This is a genomic window from Pseudomonas sp. m6p (genome assembly GCF_055760375.1).
Window position 1 is genome coordinate 148040 of record NZ_CM147084.1, and the last position, 19987, is coordinate 168026.

At 60.7% G+C, this 19987-nt stretch carries 19 protein-coding genes; 10 read left to right on the plus strand and 9 right to left on the minus strand.

The window, feature by feature from the left end; all coding sequences use genetic code 11:
* The first annotated feature begins 15 nt into the window (after positions 1-15).
* Together ACYZUM_RS00635 and ACYZUM_RS00640 are read left to right on the plus strand one after the other, a co-directional pair.
* Positions 16-1743, plus strand: a complete 1728-nt coding sequence (locus ACYZUM_RS00635; RefSeq protein WP_041072797.1) for an ABC transporter ATP-binding protein/permease — start codon at positions 16-18, stop codon at positions 1741-1743.
* A gap of 182 nt (positions 1744-1925) precedes the next feature.
* On the plus strand, positions 1926-2672 hold the full coding sequence (locus tag ACYZUM_RS00640) for a FadR/GntR family transcriptional regulator (protein ID WP_186448505.1): 747 nt from the start codon (positions 1926-1928) through the stop codon (positions 2670-2672).
* 4 nt (positions 2673-2676) lie between these two features.
* Here the strand turns inward: ACYZUM_RS00640 and ACYZUM_RS00645 are convergent, their stop codons facing one another.
* The 3 genes from ACYZUM_RS00645 to ACYZUM_RS00655 all read right to left on the minus strand — a co-directional run bounded on the left by ACYZUM_RS00645 (position 2677) and on the right by ACYZUM_RS00655 (position 4807).
* The gene (locus ACYZUM_RS00645; RefSeq protein WP_108181670.1) at positions 2677-3030 is read right to left on the minus strand and encodes a hypothetical protein; all 354 of its coding nucleotides are present in this window, start codon (positions 3028-3030) and stop codon (positions 2677-2679) included.
* 271 nt (positions 3031-3301) lie between these two features.
* Positions 3302-3490, minus strand: coding sequence for a hypothetical protein (locus ACYZUM_RS00650; protein WP_041072799.1), 189 nt, complete (start codon positions 3488-3490; stop codon positions 3302-3304).
* 3 nt (positions 3491-3493) lie between these two features.
* Positions 3494-4807 carry a phospholipase gene (locus ACYZUM_RS00655; RefSeq protein ID WP_142580040.1) on the minus strand — a complete coding sequence of 438 codons (1314 nt, stop codon included), beginning with the start codon at positions 4805-4807 and terminating at the stop codon, positions 3494-3496.
* 237 nt (positions 4808-5044) lie between these two features.
* On the opposite strand from ACYZUM_RS00655, the gene kdgD reads away from it, so the two are divergent.
* From kdgD to ACYZUM_RS00680, 5 genes are all read left to right on the plus strand, one after another.
* Positions 5045-5956: a 5-dehydro-4-deoxyglucarate dehydratase gene (kdgD, locus tag ACYZUM_RS00660; RefSeq protein WP_041072803.1), complete on the plus strand. Its 912-nt coding sequence runs from the start codon at positions 5045-5047 to the stop codon at positions 5954-5956.
* 60 nt (positions 5957-6016) lie between these two features.
* Positions 6017-7462 (plus strand): aldehyde dehydrogenase family protein, encoded by a 1446-nt coding sequence (locus tag ACYZUM_RS00665; protein WP_108181672.1) that lies wholly within the window; start codon positions 6017-6019, stop codon positions 7460-7462.
* A 156-nt stretch (positions 7463-7618) separates the two neighbouring features.
* Positions 7619-8983: an MFS transporter gene (locus ACYZUM_RS00670; protein WP_108181673.1), complete on the plus strand. Its 1365-nt coding sequence runs from the start codon at positions 7619-7621 to the stop codon at positions 8981-8983.
* 11 nt (positions 8984-8994) lie between these two features.
* A complete protein-coding gene (gene garD / locus ACYZUM_RS00675; protein WP_041072809.1) occupies positions 8995-10548 on the plus strand; it encodes a galactarate dehydratase in 1554 nt (517 codons plus the stop codon).
* Between the two features lie 152 nt (positions 10549-10700).
* Entirely contained in the window at positions 10701-11642 is a 942-nt protein-coding gene (locus ACYZUM_RS00680; protein WP_041072811.1) for an AEC family transporter, read from the plus strand.
* A gap of 85 nt (positions 11643-11727) precedes the next feature.
* On the opposite strand, the gene ACYZUM_RS00685 is transcribed toward ACYZUM_RS00680, so the two are convergent.
* The 6 genes from ACYZUM_RS00685 to gatC form a co-directional block, all read right to left on the minus strand.
* Positions 11728-12105, minus strand: coding sequence for a carboxymuconolactone decarboxylase family protein (locus tag ACYZUM_RS00685; protein ID WP_007966091.1), 378 nt, complete (start codon positions 12103-12105; stop codon positions 11728-11730).
* On the minus strand, positions 12102-13163 hold the full coding sequence (locus ACYZUM_RS00690) for a calcium/sodium antiporter (protein ID WP_108181674.1): 1062 nt from the start codon (positions 13161-13163) through the stop codon (positions 12102-12104). The genes ACYZUM_RS00685 and ACYZUM_RS00690 overlap by 4 nt, the downstream gene beginning before the upstream one ends.
* Before the next feature lie 46 nt (positions 13164-13209).
* Positions 13210-13584, minus strand: coding sequence for a septal ring lytic transglycosylase RlpA family protein (locus tag ACYZUM_RS00695; RefSeq protein WP_108181675.1), 375 nt, complete (start codon positions 13582-13584; stop codon positions 13210-13212).
* Positions 13585-13735: 151 nt separating this feature from the next.
* Positions 13736-15181 carry an Asp-tRNA(Asn)/Glu-tRNA(Gln) amidotransferase subunit GatB gene (gatB, locus tag ACYZUM_RS00700; protein WP_041072816.1) on the minus strand — a complete coding sequence of 482 codons (1446 nt, stop codon included), beginning with the start codon at positions 15179-15181 and terminating at the stop codon, positions 13736-13738.
* Positions 15182-15191: 10 nt separating this feature from the next.
* The gene (gatA, locus tag ACYZUM_RS00705; protein ID WP_041072817.1) at positions 15192-16643 is read right to left on the minus strand and encodes an Asp-tRNA(Asn)/Glu-tRNA(Gln) amidotransferase subunit GatA; all 1452 of its coding nucleotides are present in this window, start codon (positions 16641-16643) and stop codon (positions 15192-15194) included.
* Between the two features lie 16 nt (positions 16644-16659).
* Positions 16660-16947, minus strand: a complete 288-nt coding sequence (gatC, locus tag ACYZUM_RS00710; protein ID WP_003221657.1) for an Asp-tRNA(Asn)/Glu-tRNA(Gln) amidotransferase subunit GatC — start codon at positions 16945-16947, stop codon at positions 16660-16662.
* Positions 16948-17158: 211 nt separating this feature from the next.
* Between gatC and mreB the strand changes: the two genes are divergently transcribed.
* From mreB to mreD, 3 genes are all read left to right on the plus strand, one after another.
* The gene (gene mreB, locus ACYZUM_RS00715) at positions 17159-18196 is read left to right on the plus strand and encodes a rod shape-determining protein MreB (protein ID WP_002555108.1); all 1038 of its coding nucleotides are present in this window, start codon (positions 17159-17161) and stop codon (positions 18194-18196) included.
* A 141-nt stretch (positions 18197-18337) separates the two neighbouring features.
* Positions 18338-19465: a rod shape-determining protein MreC gene (gene mreC, locus ACYZUM_RS00720; protein WP_108181676.1), complete on the plus strand. Its 1128-nt coding sequence runs from the start codon at positions 18338-18340 to the stop codon at positions 19463-19465.
* Positions 19465-19956 carry a rod shape-determining protein MreD gene (mreD, locus tag ACYZUM_RS00725; protein ID WP_003221660.1) on the plus strand — a complete coding sequence of 164 codons (492 nt, stop codon included), beginning with the start codon at positions 19465-19467 and terminating at the stop codon, positions 19954-19956. Before mreC ends, mreD begins: the two co-directional genes overlap by 1 nt.
* Positions 19957-19987 lie beyond the last annotated feature (31 nt).

Genomic DNA, 19987 nt, shown 5'->3' on the forward strand with positions numbered 1-19987 from the left:
TATCGAGCCTTTTCCATGAATCAGAACGCTGAATATTCCGCGGTCAACGATGCTGTGCGCGGGCAGTTTTTTCGCAAGGTGTGGGGGATCATCACGCCTTACTGGCGCAGCGAAGAGAAGGGCAAGGCCTGGACATTGCTGATTGCGGTGATTGCGCTGTCGTTGCTCAGCGTGGGGATCTCGGTGTGGTTCAACACCTGGTACAAGGATTTCTACAACGCGCTGCAGAAGAAAGATGAAGCGGCGTTCTGGCAGCTGATTCTGTATTTCTGCGCGATTGCAGCGGTGGCGATTGTCGGTGCGGTGTACCGGCTTTATCTGACCCAGATGCTGACGATTCGCTGGCGGGCCTGGCTCACCGAAAAGCATTTCTCCCGTTGGCTCGCCGACAAGAATTACTACCAGCTGGAGCAGGGCGGTTACACCGATAACCCGGACCAGCGGATTTCCGAAGACCTCAATAACTTCACCTCCAATACCCTTGAGCTGGGGATCGGCCTGCTGCGCAATATCGTCAGCCTGGTGTCGTTCTCGATCATTCTGTGGGGCGTGTCGGGCAGCATTGAGGTCTATGGCATCACCATTCCCGGCTACATGTTCTGGTGCGTGCTGGTCTACGCCGTGGTGGGCAGCTGGCTGACGCACTTGATCGGTCGCCGCTTGATCGGCCTGAACAACCAACAACAACGCTTCGAAGCCGACCTGCGTTTTTCCATGGTGCGGATTCGTGAAAATGCCGAGAGCATCGCGTTGTACAACGGCGAGCCGAACGAAAATCGTCGTTTGAGCGGTCGCTTCGGTAATGTCTGGCACAACTTCTGGGACATCATGAAAGTGTCCAAGCGCCTGACGTTCTTCACTGCCGGTTACAGCCAGGCTGCGATCATTTTCCCGTTTATCGTGGCGTCGCCGCGCTACCTCGCCGGCAAGATCGAGCTGGGTGAACTGATGCAGATCAGCTCGGCATTCGGCAACGTCCAGGAGAGTTTCAGCTGGTTCATCAGCGCCTATCAGAGCCTCGCGTCCTGGCGCGCCACCTGTGATCGTCTGCTGAGTTTCCGTCAGGCCATGACCGATAACGAACAGCGCCGCCCGGCCATCGACGTGCAAAACCAAGGCAGCGAATTGCAAGTGCACAACCTCGGCCTGGACCTGGCCGATGGTCGTCACCTGCTGACCAATGCCGACATGACGGTAGAGCCCGGCGAGCGGGTGATGCTCAGCGGTCGTTCCGGCAGCGGCAAGTCCACGCTGTTGCGGGCGATGGGGCACTTGTGGCCCGCGGGCCACGGCGCTATTCGTCTGCCGGCAGCGCGTTATCTGTTCCTGCCGCAGAAGCCGTATCTGCCGATCGGTACCCTGCGCGAAGCCTTGAGTTATCCACAACCGGGCGACACCTACGCGCCAGAGCGTTACGCGCAGGTGCTGGAGACTTGCCGTCTGCCGCATCTGGTCGCACGTCTGGACGAAGCCAATCACTGGCAGCGCATGCTGTCGCCGGGTGAGCAGCAACGCCTGGCCTTCGCCCGCGCGATGCTTTACGCACCGCAATGGCTGTACATGGACGAGGCGACGTCGGCGATGGATGAAGAGGATGAGGCAACGTTGTATCAGGCGCTGATTGATCAGTTGCCGGGCCTGAGCATCGTCAGCGTCGGCCACCGCAGCAGCCTCAAGCGCTTCCACCCACGGCATGTACGGATCGACAGCGGGCATCTGGTGGAACAGGCCGTGACCGCCTGACCCACAGAAATCCCCCTGTAGGAGCTGCCGCAGGCTGCGATCTTTTGATGTTGTTTTTCAAGATCAAAGATCGCAGCCTGCGGCAGCTCCTACAAGGGCGGTGTTTCGACTCGACAGTGATCGTACAACCCGCCTGCGCTATGATGCCCACCAAGCCGATTTTTCGAGACCAGACGTTGACCATGGAAAACCCGATCGACACCCCACGCCTCCCGCGCAAGCGCCGCAGCCTGGCCCAGGAACTGGTGACGGTGCTGAGCGAGCAGATCCGCGATGGCCTGCTCAAGCGCGGTGACAAACTGCCTACCGAGTCGGCGATCATGGAAGCCCATGGCGTCAGCCGCACCGTCGTGCGCGAGGCCATTTCCCGTTTGCAGGCGGCCGGTCAAGTTGAAACCCGCCACGGCATTGGCACTTTTGTGCTCGACACGCCAAGCCCGAGCGGTTTCCGTATCGATCCGGCCACTGTCGTCACCCTGCGTGATGTGCTGGCCATTCTCGAATTGCGCATCAGCCTTGAAGTCGAATCTGCCGGGCTTGCCGCGCAACGTCGCAGCCCCGAGCAATTGGCAACCATGCGCGCCGCCCTCGATGCGCTGAACGACAGCGTGGCCCACGCCAGCGATGCGGTAGCGTCGGACTTCGCCTTCCACCTGGAAATCGCCCTGTCCACCGGCAACCGCTACTTCACTGACATCATGACCCACCTGGGCACCAGTATCATTCCGCGTACGCGGTTGAACTCGGCACGCCTGGCCCATGATGACCAGCAGCACTACATGAACCGCCTGAGCCGTGAGCACGAGGAAATCTACGAGGCGATTGCCCGCCAGGATGCCGATGCGGCGCGGGCGGCGATGCGCCTGCATTTGACCAACAGCCGTGAAAGACTGCGCCAGGCCCATGAAGAGGCACAGGCGCAGGGGTGAAAGGTTACCGTTCCAGCTTAATGGTAAGAAGTGGTGATGCCTTTGGTGGCTGATCGCGACTTGTAACGCTGTAGCGAAGTTCAGCAGTGGCCTCAGGAGTCAGATTCTTTTCAAAAACATCTTTGGGGATTAGGAAAATGATTGGTTTTCCTACCTCGGGCTCCGTGAGTATTTGATGGTCTTCCCGAGTGTTACCGGAGGTGGTCACTACATGAAAAGTAATGTGGTCACCGACAGATGCATTAGGGTAGGGCAGCACTTCTCCGTGGGCAGCTCCTGTCAGTTTGCCAACATAAAGTTTTCCGTTTTCTGCTTCCCTGAGACTTGGCGCGGCCAAAGCTTTAGCGTGTGCAGTCATGATCAAACTCCGTTTCAATATCCATCAAACCGTTGAAGGCATGCTCATTACAGCGTTGCCTGGCGGAGCCGGTTCGTTTACTCCTTGGGTATTGAAGCCGGCAGAGGATTGATCTGGAACCTGTAAGAAATACCAGTTTCGACGAACGGTCTTGGTAACGATTCCCTTTGCGAGCAAGCTCTCTCCCATAATGATTCTCGGCTGAACTCACAATCGGGCTGGCCGAAAATCCAGGGTGGGAGCGAGCTTGCTCGCGAAGAGGCCCGTGAATTCAGCGCGGCAATATCGAGCGATCCACCCTCACTGCCAGTTTCGCGTTACCAGGCTTGGCAGCAAACGCCACCTCTCCCGATTTATCCACAACCCCCCGCGCAATCGGCTTGCCGTCCTCCAGCAGCTCCAGCGGCGCGCCCTGCAGCGACTGCCCCGACGTCAGTTCCAGTTTCAATGTGATCGTCATTGCTCATTCTCCTTGATTGACGTTACCCGTCGGGTGGTAGTCCTTGAGCAGCAGGTAGGTGCTCCAGCCCCACCAGTCATCGATGGTGGCGGTGTCGTTGAGGTTGTTCACGTCTTTGCGCCGCAGCACCTTGCCGCCCTCGACGCGGAACAGCGGCGAGAAGTTGCTGGAAAGATTCAGCACCGCCGTCAGATCCGGCAGGCGTTGCAGCGCGGCAAACGTTGAAGGGGCGGGCACGTTGCCGCTGAGGTAGGCGGCGAAGATTTCATCCGCCGAAGCCTGCACCGCCAGATTGACCTGGGTGCGGTTGTCCGCGTCGCTGGCGTCGAAGTAACGTTTGTCGCCGTAGGCGCGCCATTGATCGCCATGGGCGTTGCGCACCTTGAGGCCGAATTTGCTGTCCTCGTCGTGCATGAAACGGGTGACCAGCGAGCCGAGATCGCTCGGCCTGACCACCGCCGCCATCTCTTTGCGTGGCACACGCAGGTGGCCGGCAGAGAACAGGTCGGTGAGGAAGTGGTCGGCAAACGCGTTCATCGCGTAGGCCCGTTCCAGTTGCTGCTCATCGTGATTGGCGCGGGCTGCGACGGCGGTTTGCAGGGCGGCGGTGTGGCCGGCGATGTAGGCCAGTCTGGCCCATTCACCAAAGTGGTCGGCGTTGTTCGCCGCCAGTTTCAGATAGCGCCCAAGCGGGAACAGCGCGGAGACGAAACTGCCGCCGCCGGTGAGCTTGTTCCACTCTTCGGACAACGTATCTCCGAGCGCGTCGTAGGCTTCGTGCGGTGATTTACCGTCCTTGATCGCCTGTTTAACCGCGTCGATCTCTTTTTGCATGACCGCGAGAATCTGCGTGGCCTCGGCGCGTGAGGCCGGCAGCACGGCGAGAGAATCAAATGCAGCGTGGAAGCGATTCAGGCGATCAGCCGGGGTCGCGCCTTCGTTGATCGGTCGATCGACCACGCCGTAGAAATCTCCAGCCAGCGCCACCACCTGGCCGTAGGTCAGCGCAAGGCCATTGGGCAAGTGCAAGGGCTTGTTTTGCGCGCGAATCGGCTCGGCGTTTTCACTGAAGCGCAGCAGGGTGTTATCGCCGATGGCCGTGTGTTCAGCGCCTTCGAAGCGCAGTGGCGGTCGAATGTTCAAGGCGTTGCCGGGGAGGGCGGCGGCTGGTACGACATCGCTATGGGCGTCGGCGATGTGCAGCAGCAGATGCGGATTGTCGGCGTTGAAGCGAATGCCTTTTACAGTGAAAAGATCATCGAGTCGAGCGACGACCGGTTTGGGTCGTACCTGTGGTTTTGCATGCAGTCCGGACATTTCTGGCTCCTTGATATGTCGTCGGTGGATTTATTTTTAACTGTATGGATATACAGTCATGTCGAGCCTAGACCAGATTTTTCCTACGTCAAGATCGAATCTTGTCCGACAAAAAGTGCGGGGCAACGATGAAATGCAGTTGACGGTTGTCTTTTAAGTTGTACGATGACCTACAACTTCAGCGCTGGCTGAATCATAAAACTCACAAAAAACGTTGCTACCCAGGGTGTTCGAATAATGAATCCACAAGAACTGAAGTCCATCCTCTCCGCCGGTCTGCTGTCGTTCCCGGTCACCGATTTCAACGCGCAGGGCGATTTCAACCGCGCCGGCTACATCAAGCGTCTGGAATGGCTGGCTCCGTACGGCGCTTCAGCCTTGTTCGCCGCCGGCGGCACCGGTGAGTTCTTCTCCTTGGCCGCCAGCGAATACTCGGAAATCATCAAGACTGCCGTCGACACCTGCGCCAGCAGCGTGCCGATTCTGGCCGGTGTCGGCGGCTCGACCCGTCAAGCCATCGAGTACGCCCAGGAAGCCGAGCGTCTGGGCGCCAAAGGCCTGTTGCTGCTGCCGCACTATCTGACCGAAGCCAGTCAGGACGGCGTCGCCGCCCACGTTGAAGCGGTGTGCAAATCGGTGAACATCGGGGTGGTGGTCTACAACCGCAACGTCTGCCGCCTGACTGCGCCATTGCTGGAGCGACTGGCCGAGCGCTGCCCGAACCTGATCGGCTACAAGGACGGTCTGGGCGATATCGAGTTGATGGTGTCGATCCGTCGCCGCCTCGGTGATCGCTTCAGCTACCTCGGCGGCCTGCCGACTGCGGAAGTCTACGCCGCTGCCTACAAGGCACTGGGCGTGCCGGTTTACTCCTCGGCAGTGTTCAACTTCATCCCGAAAACCGCGATGGACTTCTACCACGCGATTGCCCGTGACGATCACGCCACCGTCGCCAGGATCATCGACGACTTCTTCCTGCCGTACCTGGACATCCGCAACCGCAAGGCCGGTTACGCCGTGAGCATCGTCAAGGCAGGCGCGAAAATCGCCGGCTATGACGCAGGCCCGGTGCGGGCGCCGCTGACTGACCTGACCGGCGAAGAATTCGAAATGCTCGCCGCGCTGATCGACAAACAAGGCGCGCAATAAACACCGACCCACAAGGCCGCTGAGCAATCAGCGGCTTTTGCGTAGAGAGGAGAATTTTCTGTGGCTGATTCCAAGCGTTACGACAACTACATCAACGGTGAATGGGTCGCCGGTGCCGACTACTCGGCCAACGTCAACCCGTCCGAGCTGAGCGACACCATCGGCGACTACGCCAAGGCTGACCTGACTCAGGTTAACGCCGCCATCGATGCGGCCCGCGCCGCGTTCCCGGCGTGGTCGACTTCGGGCATCCAGGCCCGTCACGATGCGCTGGATAAAGTCGGCACGGAAATCCTCGCCCGTCGCGAAGAACTCGGCACTCTGCTGGCCCGGGAAGAGGGCAAGACCCTGCCCGAAGCCATCGGCGAAGTGACCCGCGCCGGCAACATCTTCAAATTCTTCGCCGGTGAATGCCTGCGTCTGTCCGGCGACTACGTGCCGTCGGTGCGCCCGGGCGTCAACGTTGAAGTGACCCGCGAAGCTCTCGGTGTGGTCGGTCTGATCACCCCGTGGAACTTCCCGATTGCCATCCCGGCATGGAAAATCGCCCCGGCCCTGGCCTACGGCAACTGTGTGGTGCTCAAACCTGCCGATCTGGTGCCAGGTTGTGCCTGGGCGCTGGCGGAAATTATCTCCCGCGCTGGCTTCCCGGCCGGTGTGTTCAACCTGGTGATGGGCAGCGGTCGGGTGGTCGGCGAAGCGCTGGTCAACAGCCCGAAAGTTGATGGCATCAGTTTCACCGGTTCGGTCGGCGTCGGTCGGCAGATCGCGGTCAACTGCGTGTCGCGCCAGGCCAAGGTTCAGCTGGAAATGGGCGGCAAGAACCCGCAGATCATTCTCGACGACGCCGACCTCAAGCAGGCGGTCGAGCTGTCGGTGCAGAGCGCGTTCTACTCCACCGGCCAGCGTTGCACGGCGTCGAGCCGATTGATCGTCACTGCCGGGATTCATGACAAGTTCGTCGAAGCCATGGCCGAGCGCATGCAGTCGATCAAGGTCGGCCACGCGCTGAAATCCGGCACCGACATCGGTCCGGTGGTTTCCCAGGCGCAGCTGGAACAGGACATGAAGTACATCGATATCGGCCAGTCCGAAGGTGCACGTCTGGTCAGCGGCGGTGGTCTGGTGACCTGCGACACCGAAGGCTACTTTCTCGCGCCAACGCTGTTTGCCGACAGCGAAGCGTCGATGCGCATCAGCCGTGAAGAAATCTTTGGCCCGGTGGCTAACGTCGTTCGCGTGGCCGACTACGAGGCGGCGCTGGCGATGGCCAACGACACCGAGTTCGGTCTGTCGGCCGGCATCGCCACCACGTCGCTGAAGTACGCCAACCACTTCAAGCGCCATTCGCAGGCCGGGATGGTGATGGTCAACCTGCCGACCGCCGGTGTCGATTACCACGTTCCGTTCGGGGGCCGTAAGGGGTCATCCTATGGCTCACGTGAGCAAGGCCGCTATGCGCAAGAGTTCTACACGGTCGTGAAGACCAGCTACATCGGCTCCTGAAGCAATACCCCTGTAGGAGCTGCCGAAGGCTGCGATCTTTTGATTTGTTTGAAGATCAAGATCAAAAGATCGCAGCCTTCGGCAGCTCCTACAGGGAATACATGCAGCACAACAGATTCACCCGCGCATAAAAATAATCAGTGGGAGTACATCTACATGCAATCGTCCAAGCCGACTCACGTCCGCTATTTGATCCTGCTCATGCTGTTTCTGGTGACTACGATCAACTACGCCGACCGCGCGACCATCGCCATCGCCGGTTCCAGCCTGCAAAAAGACCTCGGCATCGACGCGGTCACCCTCGGTTATATCTTCTCCGCTTTCGGGTGGGCCTACGTTGCCGGACAGATTCCCGGTGGCTGGCTGCTCGATCGCTTCGGCTCGAAAAAAGTCTACGCCCTGAGCATTTTCACCTGGTCGCTGTTCACCGTGCTGCAAGGCTTTGTCGGTGAATTCGGCATGTCCACGGCGATCGTTGCGCTGTTCATGCTGCGCTTTCTGGTCGGTCTGGCGGAGGCGCCATCCTTTCCCGGTAACGCACGGATTGTCGCGGCCTGGTTCCCGACCGCTGAACGCGGTACGGCCTCGGCGATCTTCAACTCGGCGCAATATTTCGCCACTGTGCTGTTCGCGCCGCTGATGGGCTGGATCGTGTATCGCTTCGGCTGGGAGCACGTGTTCATTGTCATGGGTATCCTCGGCATCATCTTCTCGCTGGTCTGGCTCAAGGTTATCCACAGCCCGCGTCAGCATCCGCTGGCCAACGAAGCCGAAGTGCAGTTCATCGCCGACAATGGCGGCATGGTCGACATGGACGTCAAGCAAGGCAAAAAAACCGACGGGCCGAAGTGGGATTACATCCGTCAGTTGCTGACCAACCGCATGATGCTCGGCGTGTATCTGGGCCAGTATTGCATCAACGGCATCACTTATTTCTTCCTGACCTGGTTCCCGGTGTACCTGGTGCAGGAGCGCGGCATGACCATCCTCAAGGCTGGTTTCATTGCCTCGCTGCCGGCGATCTGCGGTTTCATCGGTGGCGTGCTTGGCGGGGTGATTTCCGATTACCTGCTGCGCAAAGGGCATTCGCTGACCTTCGCCCGCAAGGCGCCGATCATTGCCGGCTTGCTGGTCTCGAGCAGTATCGTGGCCTGCAACTATGTTGACGTGGAATGGATGGTCGTTGGTTTCATGGCATTGGCCTTCTTCGGCAAAGGCGTAGGCGCGCTGGGTTGGGCGGTGGTGTCCGACACTTCGCCAAAACAGATCGCTGGCCTGAGCGGCGGGTTGTTCAACACCTTCGGCAACCTCGCTTCGATTACCACGCCGATCGTGATCGGCTACATCATCAGCTCCACCGGTTCGTTCAAGTGGGCGCTAGTGTTCGTCGGTGCCAACGCACTGGTCGCGGTGTTCAGCTACCTGGTGATCGTCGGCCCGATCAAACGTGTGGTGCTCAAAGAGCCGCCAACCAACGGTGGTTCTGAAATCACCGGCAAATTGTCTCAAGCGCATTCCTGAGGAGCGGCGTCATGCAGTTGATTGAACATTCCGACTCGCCGCGCTACATCCGCCTGCACGAGCGGGACAACGTAGTGATTGTGGTCAACGACCAGGGCGTGCCGGCCGGTACCGAGTTCCCGGACGGTCTGGTGACCGTGGACTTTGTGCCGCAGAGCCACAAGGTCACCCTCGAGGACATTCCCGAGGGCGGCCAGGTGATTCGCTACGGCCAGACCATCGGCTACGCGTTGCAGCCGATCCCGCGTGGCAGCTGGGTCAAGGAAGATCAACTGCGCATGCCGACCGCGCCGCCGCTGGACAGCCTGCCGCTGTCCACCGAAGTACCGGCCGCGCAGTCGCCGCTGGAAGGCTTCACGTTCGAGGGTTATCGCAACGCCGACGGCACCGTCGGCACACGCAACATTCTCGGGATCACCACCACGGTGCAGTGCGTCACCGGCGTGCTCGACCACGCGGTAAAGCGCATCAAGGACGAGCTGCTGCCGAAGTATCCGCACGTTGATGACGTGGTGGCGCTGACCCACAGTTACGGCTGCGGCGTGGCGATCACCGCGACTGACGCCTACATCCCGATTCGCACCGTGCGCAATCTGGCGCGCAACCCGAACCTGGGTGGCGAAGCGCTGGTGATCAGTCTGGGCTGCGAGAAATTGCAGGCCGGGCAGGTGATGCATGAGGACGATGCCTCGGTCGATCTCAGCGAGCCATGGCTGTATCGCCTGCAGGATTCCAGTCACGGTTTCACCGAGATGATCGAGCAGATCATGGCGCTGGCCGAAGTCCGTTTGCAGAAGCTTGACCAGCGCCGCCGCGAAACCGTGCCGGCCTCCGAGCTGATCCTCGGCATGCAGTGCGGCGGCAGCGATGCGTTCTCCGGCATCACCGCCAACCCGGCGTTGGGGTATGCCTCGGACTTGCTGCTGCGCGCCGGGGCGACGGTGATGTTTTCCGAAGTCACCGAAGTGCGCGATGCGATCTATCTGCTGACGTCCCGTGCCGAAACCAAGACCGTGGCGCAGGAACTGGTGCGCGAGATGGACTGGTACGACCGCTATCTGGCCAAGGGTGAGGCGGATCGCAGCGCCAATACCACGCCGGGCAACAAGAAGGGCGGGTTGTCGAACATTGTCGAGAAATCGCTGGGCTCGATTGTCAAATCCGGCAGCAGCGCGATCAATGGCGTGCTCGGCCCGGGCGAGCGTTTCAAGCAGAAGGGTTTGATCTTCTGCGCGACGCCAGCGAGTGATTTTGTCTGCGGCACCTTGCAGTTGGCCGCGGGGATGAACCTGCATGTGTTCACCACCGGGCGGGGCACGCCGTATGGCTTGGCCATGGCGCCGGTGGTCAAGGTCTCGACCCGGACCGAGCTGGCGCAACGCTGGCCGGATCTGATCGATATCGATGCCGGGCGGATTGCTACCGGCCGTGCGTCCATCGAGGCGTTGGGCTGGGAGTTGTTCCACTATTACCTGGATGTGGCGAGCGGCAAGCAGCAGACGTGGGCGGAGAAGCACAAGCTGCATAACGACATCACCCTGTTCAATCCGGCGCCGATTACCTGAGTCCAAAAAAGATCGCAGCCTGCGGCAGCTCCTACAGGGAAACGCGAATTCCACTGTAGGAGCTGCCGCAGGCTGCGATCTTTTGATCTTCAACAGCAACTCAGTGGCTTATCATTAAGCCCTGACGACGCTCACCCAAAGGCTCCCCCGGCATGCTGGCAATCTTCCTCGAAACCCTGAACATCACCGCGCCGGTGTTCGCCATGCTGTTCCTCGGGGTGTTGCTCAAGCGCATCGACTGGATCAACGACAACTTCATCCACACTGCCTCAGCGCTGGTGTTCAACGTCAGCATGCCGGCGCTGCTATTTCTCGGGATTCTGCATGCGGATCTGCACGCCGCGCTGCAACCGGCGCTGCTGATCTATTTTGCAGTCGCCACGCTGGTGAGTTTTGCCCTGGCCTGGGGCTGGGCGATCATCAAGTGCCCGCGTGAAGATCGCGGCATCTACACCCAGGGCGCGTTTCGCGGCAACAACGGGGTGATTGGTCTGGCGCTGGCGGCGAGCATGTACGGCGACTACGGGATTTCCCTCGGGGCAATTCTCGCGGCGCTGGTGATCCTGTTCTACAACACGCTGTCGACCATCGTGCTTGCGGTGTACAGCCCGGTGATCAAGTCCGATCCGTGGAGCATCTGCAAAAGCGTGTTCAGCAATCCGCTGATCATCAGCGTGATTGCCGCCGCACCGTTCGCGTATTTCCAGATCAGCCTGCCAGGCTGGCTGGAAACCTCCGGCCAGTATCTGGCGCAAACCACCTTGCCGCTGGCGCTGATCTGCATTGGCGGCACGCTGTCATTAGCGGCGCTGCGCAAGAGCGGGAGCATGGCGCTCAGTTCGAGTCTGGTGAAGATGATCGGTTTGCCGGTGCTGGCGACGCTCGGTGCGTGGCTGTGGGGCTTTCGCGGAGCGGAGCTGGGGATTCTGTTTCTGTACTTCGGCAGCCCGACGGCGGCGGCGAGTTTCGTCATGGCCCGGGCAGCGCAGGGCAATCATGAGCTGGCAGCGGCGATCATTGTGCTGACCACGCTGATGGCGGCGGTGACCACCAATATCGGGATCTTTCTGTTGCAGTGGGGTGGGTGGATCTGAAGGGCAAGATCAAAAGATCGCAGCCTGCGGCAGCTCCTACATTGGAATGCGTTCTCCTGTAGGAGCTGCCGAAGGCTGCGATCTTTTAGTTTTTCTGATAACTGTCGATCACTTCCTGCGCCGCGCGAAACGCATCTATCGCCGCCGGTACTCCGGCATACACCGCGCAATGCAGCAGCGCCTCACGAATCTCCTCGACCGTGCAGCCATTGTTCAGCGCACCCCGTACGTGGCCTTTCAATTCCTGCGGGCACTTCAATGCAGTCAGCGCGGCGAGGGTGATCAGGCTGCGGGTCTTGAGTGGCAGACCTTCGCGATTCCACACGCCGCCCCAAGCGTGTTCATTGACGAAATCCTGCAGCGGCTGGGTGAACTCGGTGGCGTTGCCCAGCGCGCGATCAACGAACGCATCGCCCATTACCTGACGGCGGATTTCAACCCCGGTTTTCTGCGAATCGGTCATGGCACATCCCTCTTGTGGTGTTGGCGGCGCCAGGCGCGTACGGACGTGAATAACAGAAACGCCAGCAGCGTTGGCAGCACGTAAAACAGCATCAGCTTTTCCAGTTTGCCGGCCAGTGGCATGCCGGTGGTGAACGACACCACGTGCAGCCCGTAAACCGCGTACAAACCGAGCAACAACAAACCTTCAGCGCGGGTCACGCGATAGCCGGAATAGAACACCGGCAGGCACAGCGCGGCGACGCCGAGCATCACCGGCAGGTCGAAATCCAGTGCGTTGGGCGAGACCGACAACGGTGTCGGTGCGAACAGTGCGGTAACGCCGAGCACCCCGAGCAGGTTGAACAGGTTGGCGCCGATCACGTTGCCCACGGCGATATCGCGCTGCCCGCGCAGTGCGGCGATCAGCGAGGTGGCGAGCTCCGGCAGCGAGGTGCCGACCGCGACCACGGTCAGGCCGATTACTCGTTCGGAGAAGCCCAGATCCGTCGCCACCGCCACCGCTGCGCCGAGCAGCAAATGCCCGGCGAACACCAGCAGCGCCAGACCGACGACGATCATCAACAGACTGCTGAACCACGGCACCTGCGGGGCTTGCGGCAATTGCGAATGCGGACGCGCCGAGTGCCGCGACTGGCGCAGCAACAAACTGAGGTACAACGCCAATGCCGCGAGCAGCAGCACGCCGTCGAAGCGACCGATCTGTTCGTTCCAGGCGAGGACAAACACCAGCAGGCTGGCGCCGATCATCAGCGGAATATCCAGGCGCACCAGTTGCCGCGAGACCCGCAGCGGAATGATCAGCGCCGACAGACCAAGGGTCACGAGGATGTTGAAGATGCTGCTGCCGATCACGCTGCCGACGGCGATGTCGGGGTTGTGCGTCAGGGTCGCTTGCAGGCTGACCGCCATCTGCGGGGCGCTGCTGCCAAGGGCGACGATGGTCAGGCCTATGATCAGCGGGCGCACATGCAGGCGGGCGGCCAGACGCACCGCGGCGCGCACCATCAGTTCGGCGCCGAGGATCAACAGGATCAGGCCGCTGAGCAACTCGATCACGTTGATCAGCGGTAAATCGGCCAGAGCAAAAATGGTCAGCGCTCCATCAGTCGTCGAGGGCCTGTATGCGCACGCGTGCCGTGCCGCTGCCTAGCATGCCGAGGCGTTCGGCGGCTTCACGGGAGACATCGATCAAGCGGCCACGGGTGTGCGGGCCGCGATCATTGATGCGCACAACGCAGGATTTGTCGTTTTTCAGGTTGGTGACCTTCACCCGCGTGCCGAACGGCAGTTGGCGATGGGCGGCGGTCAGGGAATTCTGGTTGAACGCTTCGCCGCTGGCGGTGCGTTTACCGTGGTGCTTGGTACCGTAATAGGAAGCGACGCCAGTCTGGTCGTAACCGTGCGGGTCGATGATGTCGTTGCTGGCGCAACCGGCGAGCAAGGAGAGCAGGGCGCAGGCGCCGAGCAGGCGTTTCATTCGAAAGCTCCACAAAACAAATGTGGAAACAACCCAATGTGGAGATCAGCTTCTGTGGTGAGGGGATAAATCCCCTCACCACAAAACCCCTTCAGCCATGGATTGTTCCCACAGGGGATGGAGCCAGGCTTCAGGTCTGGCCCCATTTGCATCAGCCTTCGAGCTTGCTTTTCAGCAGTTCGTTCACTTGCTGCGGGTTGGCTTTGCCTTTCGAAGCCTTCATGGCCTGACCGACGAAGAAGCCGAACATCTTGCCGCGTTTGGCTTCGTCTGCCGCGCGGTATTGTTCGACCTGCTCGGCGTTGGCCGCGAGCATTTCGTCCAGTACCGCGGAGATCGCGCCGCTGTCGGTCACTTGCTTGAGGCCACGCTTGTCGATGATCTCGTCCGCCGTGCCTTCGCCGTTGGCCATCGCTTCGAACACCACTTTGGCGATCTTGCCGGAGATGGTGTTGTCCTTGATGCGCTGCAGCATGCCGCCCAACAGCTCGGCGGAGACCGGCGAGTCCTCGATGTCCAGGCCTTGCTTGTTGAGCAGGCTGCCCAACTCGACCATCACCCAGTTCGCCGCCAGTTTGGCGTCGCCACCGATGGCTGCGACTTTCTCGAAGTAGTCCGCTTGCTCACGGCTGGTGGCCAGCACGTTGGCGTCGTAGGCCGACAGACCGAACTGGCTCTGGAAGCGCTCGCGCTTTTGCGGTGGCAGTTCCGGCAGAGTGGCGCGCACCTCGCCGAGGAACGACTCTTCGATGACCACCGGCAGCAGGTCCGGATCGGGGAAGTAACGATAGTCGTTGGCTTCCTCTTTGGAGCGCATCGGACGGGTCTCGTCCTTGTTCGGATCGTACAGACGGGTCTGCTGGATCACTTTGCCGCCGTCTTCGATCAGCTCGATCTGCCGCTGGATCTCGGAGTTGATCGCCTTCTCGATGAAGCGGAACGAGTTGACGTTCTTGATCTCGCAGCGGGTGCCGAACTCGACCTGGCCTTTCGGGCGGACCGAGACGTTGCAGTCGCAACGCAGCGAGCCTTCGGCCATGTTGCCGTCGCAGATGCCCAGGTAACGCACCAGCGCGTGGATCGCTTTGACGTAAGCCACGGCTTCCTTGGCGCTGCGCATGTCCGGCTCGGAAACGATTTCCAGCAGCGGCGTGCCGGCACGGTTCAGGTCGATGCCGGTGGCACCGTTGAATTCTTCGTGCAGGCTCTTGCCAGCGTCTTCTTCCAGGTGCGCGCGGGTGATGCCAACGCGTTTGACCGTGCCGTCTTCCAGGGCGATGTCCAGGTGGCCCTTGCCGACGATCGGCAATTCCATCTGGCTGATCTGGTAGCCCTTCGGCAGGTCCGGGTAGAAGTAGTTTTTACGCGCGAACACGTTGTGCTGACCGATCTCGGCGTCAATCGCCAGACCGAACATCACCGCCATGCGTACCGCTTCCTGGTTCAGTACCGGCAATACGCCGGGCATGCCCAGGTCGATCAGGCTGGCCTGGGTGTTCGGCTCGGAGCCGAACTGGGTGGAACTACCGGAAAAGATTTTCGACCGGGTAGTGAGCTGAGTGTGAATCTCCAGCCCGATCACGACTTCCCATTGCATGTGTGTCTCCTCAGAAGCCGGTTGGGGTGCGGGTGTGCCAGTCAGTGTTCAACTGATACTGATGGGCAACGTTCAACAGGCGACCTTCCTGGAAATACGGCGCGAGCAACTGCACGCCCACCGGCAGACCGTCGACAAAACCGGCCGGCATCGACAGGCCCGGCAGGCCCGCGAGGTTGGCGGTGATGGTGTAGACGTCTTCCAGATAGGCAGCGACCGGATCGCTGTTCTTTGCGCCGAGCTTCCAGGCCGGGTTCGGCGTAGTCGGGCCGAGGATGATGTCGACTTCATTAAAGGCCGCCATGAAGTCGTTTTTCACCAGGCGACGGATCTTCTGCGCTTTCAGGTAGTAGGCGTCGTAGTAACCGGCGGACAGCGCGTAGGCGCCGACCATGATCCGGCGCTGCACTTCCGGCCCGAAGCCTTCGCCACGCGAGCGCTTGTACAGGTCGATCAGGTTTTCCGGGTTCTCGCAGCGATGGCCAAAGCGCACGCCGTCGAAACGCGACAGGTTCGAAGAGGCTTCGGCCGGGGCGATCACGTAGTACGCAGGAATCGCGTGCTGCATGTTCGGCAGGCTGATTTCCTTGATCACGGCACCGAGCTTCTGCAGCTCTTTGATGCTGTTCTGGATCAGTTCGGCGATGCGGGGATCGAGACCGGCGCTGAAGTATTCCTTCGGCACGCCGATGCGCAGGCCCTGCAGCGAAGTGTTGAGGCTGGCGGAGTAATCCGGAACCGGCTCATCGATGCTGGTGGAGTCGTTCTGGTCGAACCCGGCCATACCTTGCAACAAAATCGCGCAGTCTTCGGCAGTGCGCGCCAACGGGCCGCCCTGATCGAGGCTGGAGGCGTAAGCGATCATGCCCCAGCGCGAAACACGACCGTACGTCGGTTTCAGGCCGGTGAGGTTGGTGAATGCAGCGGGCTGACGGATCGAACCACCGGTATCGGTGGCCGTGGCCGCCGGCAACAGACGAGCGGCAACCGCCGCCGCCGAACCACCGGACGAACCACCCGGCACGTGTTCCAGGTTCCACGGGTTTTTCACCGCGCCGTACCAGCTCGACTCGTTGGCCGAACCCATGGCGAATTCGTCCATGTTGGTCTTGCCCAGGGTCACGGCGCCGGCAGCTGCCAGTTTCGCAACCACGGTGGCGTCGTAGGGCGCCTTGAAGTTGTCGAGCATCTTCGAGCCGCAGCTGGTGCGGATGCCCTGGGTGCAGAACAGGTCCTTGTGGGCGATCGGCGCACCGAGCAGGGCGCCGCTCTCACCGTTGGCCCGGCGCGCGTCGGCGGCTTTCGCCTGCGCAAGCGCCAGCTCTTCGGTGAGGCTGATGAAGCTGTTGAGCTGCGGATCGAGCTGGGTAATACGCGCCAGCAGGACTTTGGTCAGCTCTTCGGAGGAAAACTTTTTATCGGCGAGACCGCGGGCGATCTCGGCCAGAGTCATTTGATGCATTGCAGGCTCTTTCCCTTTAGTCGATGACTTTCGGAACCAGATACAGGCCGTTTTCGACCGCTGGTGCGATGGACTGGTAAGCCTCGCGGTGATTGGTCTCGGTCACGACGTCGGCGCGCAGGCGCTGACTGGCTTCCAGCGGGTGGGCCAAAGGCTCGATACCGTCGGTATCGACGGCCTGCATTTCGTCGACCAGCCCGAGAATGCTGTTGAGGGCGGAAGTAATGTGCGGAAGATCGGCATCATTCAGGCCAAGGCAGGCCAGATGCGCGATTTTTTCCACGTCGGAGCGTTCTAGCGCCATCGGGATTCTCCAGTGGAAAACAGAACGGACGGCGTCCGTGTGTTAGATTGTCGGAACACTACCGCACTTCTACGGTCATAAGGCCGCGATTGTGGGGCTTGGTGCACAGAAAAGCGGCCAATTTAACATATTGGCGCCTTGCCCAAAATCCCTGTCGTTGTTAGAGTTTGCCGCACTTTTTTACCCACGCGTTGCCTAGGGTCCCTTTCCCATGTTCAAGAAACTGCGTGGCATGTTTTCCAGCGATCTTTCCATTGACCTGGGCACTGCCAACACCCTTATTTACGTGCGCGAGCGCGGTATCGTCCTGAATGAGCCATCGGTTGTGGCCATTCGGACACACGGTAACCAGAAAAGTGTCGTCGCTGTCGGCACCGAAGCCAAGCGCATGCTCGGCCGTACGCCGGGCAACATTGCTGCCATTCGTCCGATGAAGGACGGCGTGATTGCCGACTTCAGCGTCTGCGAAAAGATGCTGCAATACTTTATCAACAAGGTTCACGAAAACAGCTTTCTGCAGCCCAGCCCTCGTGTGCTGATCTGCGTTCCATGCAAATCCACCCAGGTTGAGCGTCGTGCCATCCGTGAATCGGCCCTTGGTGCCGGTGCCCGTGAAGTGTTCCTGATCGAAGAGCCGATGGCCGCTGCGATCGGTGCCGGCCTGCCGGTTGAAGAAGCCCGTGGCTCGATGGTCGTCGATATCGGCGGTGGTACCACCGAAATCGCGCTGATCTCCCTGAACGGTGTGGTCTATGCCGAATCCGTCCGCGTGGGCGGCGACCGCTTCGACGAAGCGATCATCACCTACGTGCGCCGCAACTACGGCAGCCTGATCGGTGAATCGACTGCCGAGCGCATCAAGCAGGAAATCGGTACGGCCTACCCGGGCGGCGAAGTTCGCGAAGTCGACGTTCGCGGTCGCAACCTGGCCGAAGGCGTTCCACGCGCATTCACCCTGAACTCCAACGAAGTGCTGGAAGCTCTGCAAGAGTCTCTGGCAACCATCGTTCAGGCGGTGAAAAGCGCCCTGGAGCAATCGCCGCCGGAACTGGCTTCCGACATCGCCGAGCGTGGTCTGGTGCTGACCGGTGGTGGAGCGCTGCTGCGTGACCTCGACAAGTTGCTGGCCCAGGAAACCGGTCTGCCGGTGATCGTTGCCGAAGACCCGCTGACCTGCGTTGCTCGCGGCGGTGGCCGTGCATTGGAAATGATGGACAAGCACACCATGGACCTGCTCTCCAGCGAATAAGCGCTGGGTTGCAATACGTGGGTGAGCGCACAGGCAGCACTTTGCAGTGCTGCCTGTTGGCGTTTATCTTCTGTCAGTCTTCATCCAGGCCGGTTTGATGCCGTATGAATAAACAGAACATTTGCCTGGGAGGAGCGGCTTATTAAACCGCTTTTCGCCAAGGGCCCTTCGTTGGGCGTGCGCCTGTTGGTGCTGGCCGTGCTGTCGGTCGCGCTGATGGTGGTCGATGCCCGCTTCAGTCTGCTCAAACCTGCACGCAGCCAGATGTCGCTGGTGCTGATGGACGCCTACTGGATCACCGACCTGCCCGGCCGGTTGTGGGACGGTGTCGCCAGTCAGTTTGGCAGTCGCACCGAGCTTGTCGCCGAAAACGAAAAACTCAAGACCGAGAACCTGCTGTTGCAGGGCCGCATGCAAAAGCTCGCCGCTCTCACCGAGCAGAACGTGCGGCTGCGCGAGTTGCTCAATTCCTCCGCACTGGTCAACGAAAAGGTCGAAGTGGCCGAGTTGATTGGCATGGACCCCAATCCCTTCACCCATCGCATCATCATCAATAAGGGTGAGCGCGATGGCGTGGTGCTCGGTCAGCCGGTGCTCGATGCGCGCGGTCTGATGGGCCAGGTGGTCGAGTTGATGCCGTACACGTCCCGTGTGCTGCTGCTGACCGACACCACGCACAGCATTCCTGTCCAGGTGAACCGTAACGGTCTGCGGGCGATTGCCAGCGGTACCGGCAACCCGGAACGTCTGGAACTGCGGCACGTCGCCGATACCGCTGACATCAAGGAAGGCGATCTGCTGGTCAGCTCCGGCCTCGGGCAGCGCTTCCCGGCCGGTTATCCGGTGGCAACGGTCAAGGAAGTCATCCACGACTCCGGTCAGCCTTTCGCGATTGTCCGTGCGGTGCCGACCGCTGCGTTGAACCGCAGCCGTTATCTGCTGCTGGTATTCAGCGACAACCGCACCGCCGAAGAGCGCGCCAACGATGCGGCGCAGGCTCAGGAAAATCTTGATGCGCAGGGCGGTGGACCGGTGATTCCGGCCACGGTGCCGAAAACCGTGACACCGCCTGCAGCGGTGCCTGCGCCGGCCGCGACCGCCACGCCGGCAGTCAGTGCTACGCCGGCCAAACCGGTCGCCAGCAAGCCGCCTGCCAAACCAACTGCAGCCACGCCCGCGAATAGCCGGCCTGCAGCGTCCCAGCCGGCGGTTCGATCAGCGGCCAAACCGCCTGTCACCACGCCGGCCAACACCGGGAGACAAGAATAATGGTCGGGGCTACCGCTTCGCGTAACGGTTGGATGGTCTGGCTAACGTTTCTCATCGGCCTGCTGCTCAGTGTGTCGCCGATGCCGCAATTCATGGAGATCCTGCGCCCGCTGTGGCTGGCGCTGCTCCTGGCGTTCTGGGCTTTGGCCCTGCCGCAAACGGTCGGCATGGTGACCGCGTTTTGCCTGGGACTGGCCGAAGACGTGCTCTACGGCACGCTGCTTGGGCAGAACGCGTTGATCCTGACGCTGATCACCTTCCTGGTGCTGTCGTTGCAGCAGCGTCTGCGGATGTTCCCGATGTGGCAGCAATGCCTGGTGATCCTGGTGATCTTCGGCCTCGCTCAGCTGGTTCAACTGTGGCTCAGCGCGCTGACCGGCAACCGCCAGCCAACGCTGGCACTGGTGCTGCCGGCATTGACCAGCGCGTTGCTCTGGCCCTGGGTCAGCTTCGCTTTGCGTGGATTGCGCCGGCGCTACAAAATCAACTGATTCGGTCAGGCATGTGCCCGCACCTCGACAA

Bases quoted from the DNA above. Each gene is read 5' to 3' on its own strand.
- ACYZUM_RS00635 (WP_041072797.1), top strand. From the start codon at position 16: ATGAATCAGAACGCTGAATATTCCGCGGTCAACGATGCTGTGCGCGGG.
- ACYZUM_RS00640 (WP_186448505.1), top strand. From the start codon at position 1,926: ATGGAAAACCCGATCGACACCCCACGCCTCCCGCGCAAGCGCCGCAGC.
- ACYZUM_RS00645 (WP_108181670.1), bottom strand. From the start codon at position 3,030: ATGACTGCACACGCTAAAGCTTTGGCCGCGCCAAGTCTCAGGGAAGCA.
- ACYZUM_RS00650 (WP_041072799.1), bottom strand. From the start codon at position 3,490: ATGACGATCACATTGAAACTGGAACTGACGTCGGGGCAGTCGCTGCAG.
- ACYZUM_RS00655 (WP_142580040.1), bottom strand. From the start codon at position 4,807: ATGTCCGGACTGCATGCAAAACCACAGGTACGACCCAAACCGGTCGTC.
- kdgD (WP_041072803.1), top strand. From the start codon at position 5,045: ATGAATCCACAAGAACTGAAGTCCATCCTCTCCGCCGGTCTGCTGTCG.
- ACYZUM_RS00670 (WP_108181673.1), top strand. From the start codon at position 7,619: ATGCAATCGTCCAAGCCGACTCACGTCCGCTATTTGATCCTGCTCATG.
- garD (WP_041072809.1), top strand. From the start codon at position 8,995: ATGCAGTTGATTGAACATTCCGACTCGCCGCGCTACATCCGCCTGCAC.
- ACYZUM_RS00680 (WP_041072811.1), top strand. From the start codon at position 10,701: ATGCTGGCAATCTTCCTCGAAACCCTGAACATCACCGCGCCGGTGTTC.
- ACYZUM_RS00685 (WP_007966091.1), bottom strand. From the start codon at position 12,105: ATGACCGATTCGCAGAAAACCGGGGTTGAAATCCGCCGTCAGGTAATG.
- ACYZUM_RS00695 (WP_108181675.1), bottom strand. From the start codon at position 13,584: ATGAAACGCCTGCTCGGCGCCTGCGCCCTGCTCTCCTTGCTCGCCGGT.
- gatB (WP_041072816.1), bottom strand. From the start codon at position 15,181: ATGCAATGGGAAGTCGTGATCGGGCTGGAGATTCACACTCAGCTCACT.
- gatA (WP_041072817.1), bottom strand. From the start codon at position 16,643: ATGCATCAAATGACTCTGGCCGAGATCGCCCGCGGTCTCGCCGATAAA.
- gatC (WP_003221657.1), bottom strand. From the start codon at position 16,947: ATGGCGCTAGAACGCTCCGACGTGGAAAAAATCGCGCATCTGGCCTGC.
- mreB (WP_002555108.1), top strand. From the start codon at position 17,159: ATGTTCAAGAAACTGCGTGGCATGTTTTCCAGCGATCTTTCCATTGAC.
- mreD (WP_003221660.1), top strand. From the start codon at position 19,465: ATGGTCGGGGCTACCGCTTCGCGTAACGGTTGGATGGTCTGGCTAACG.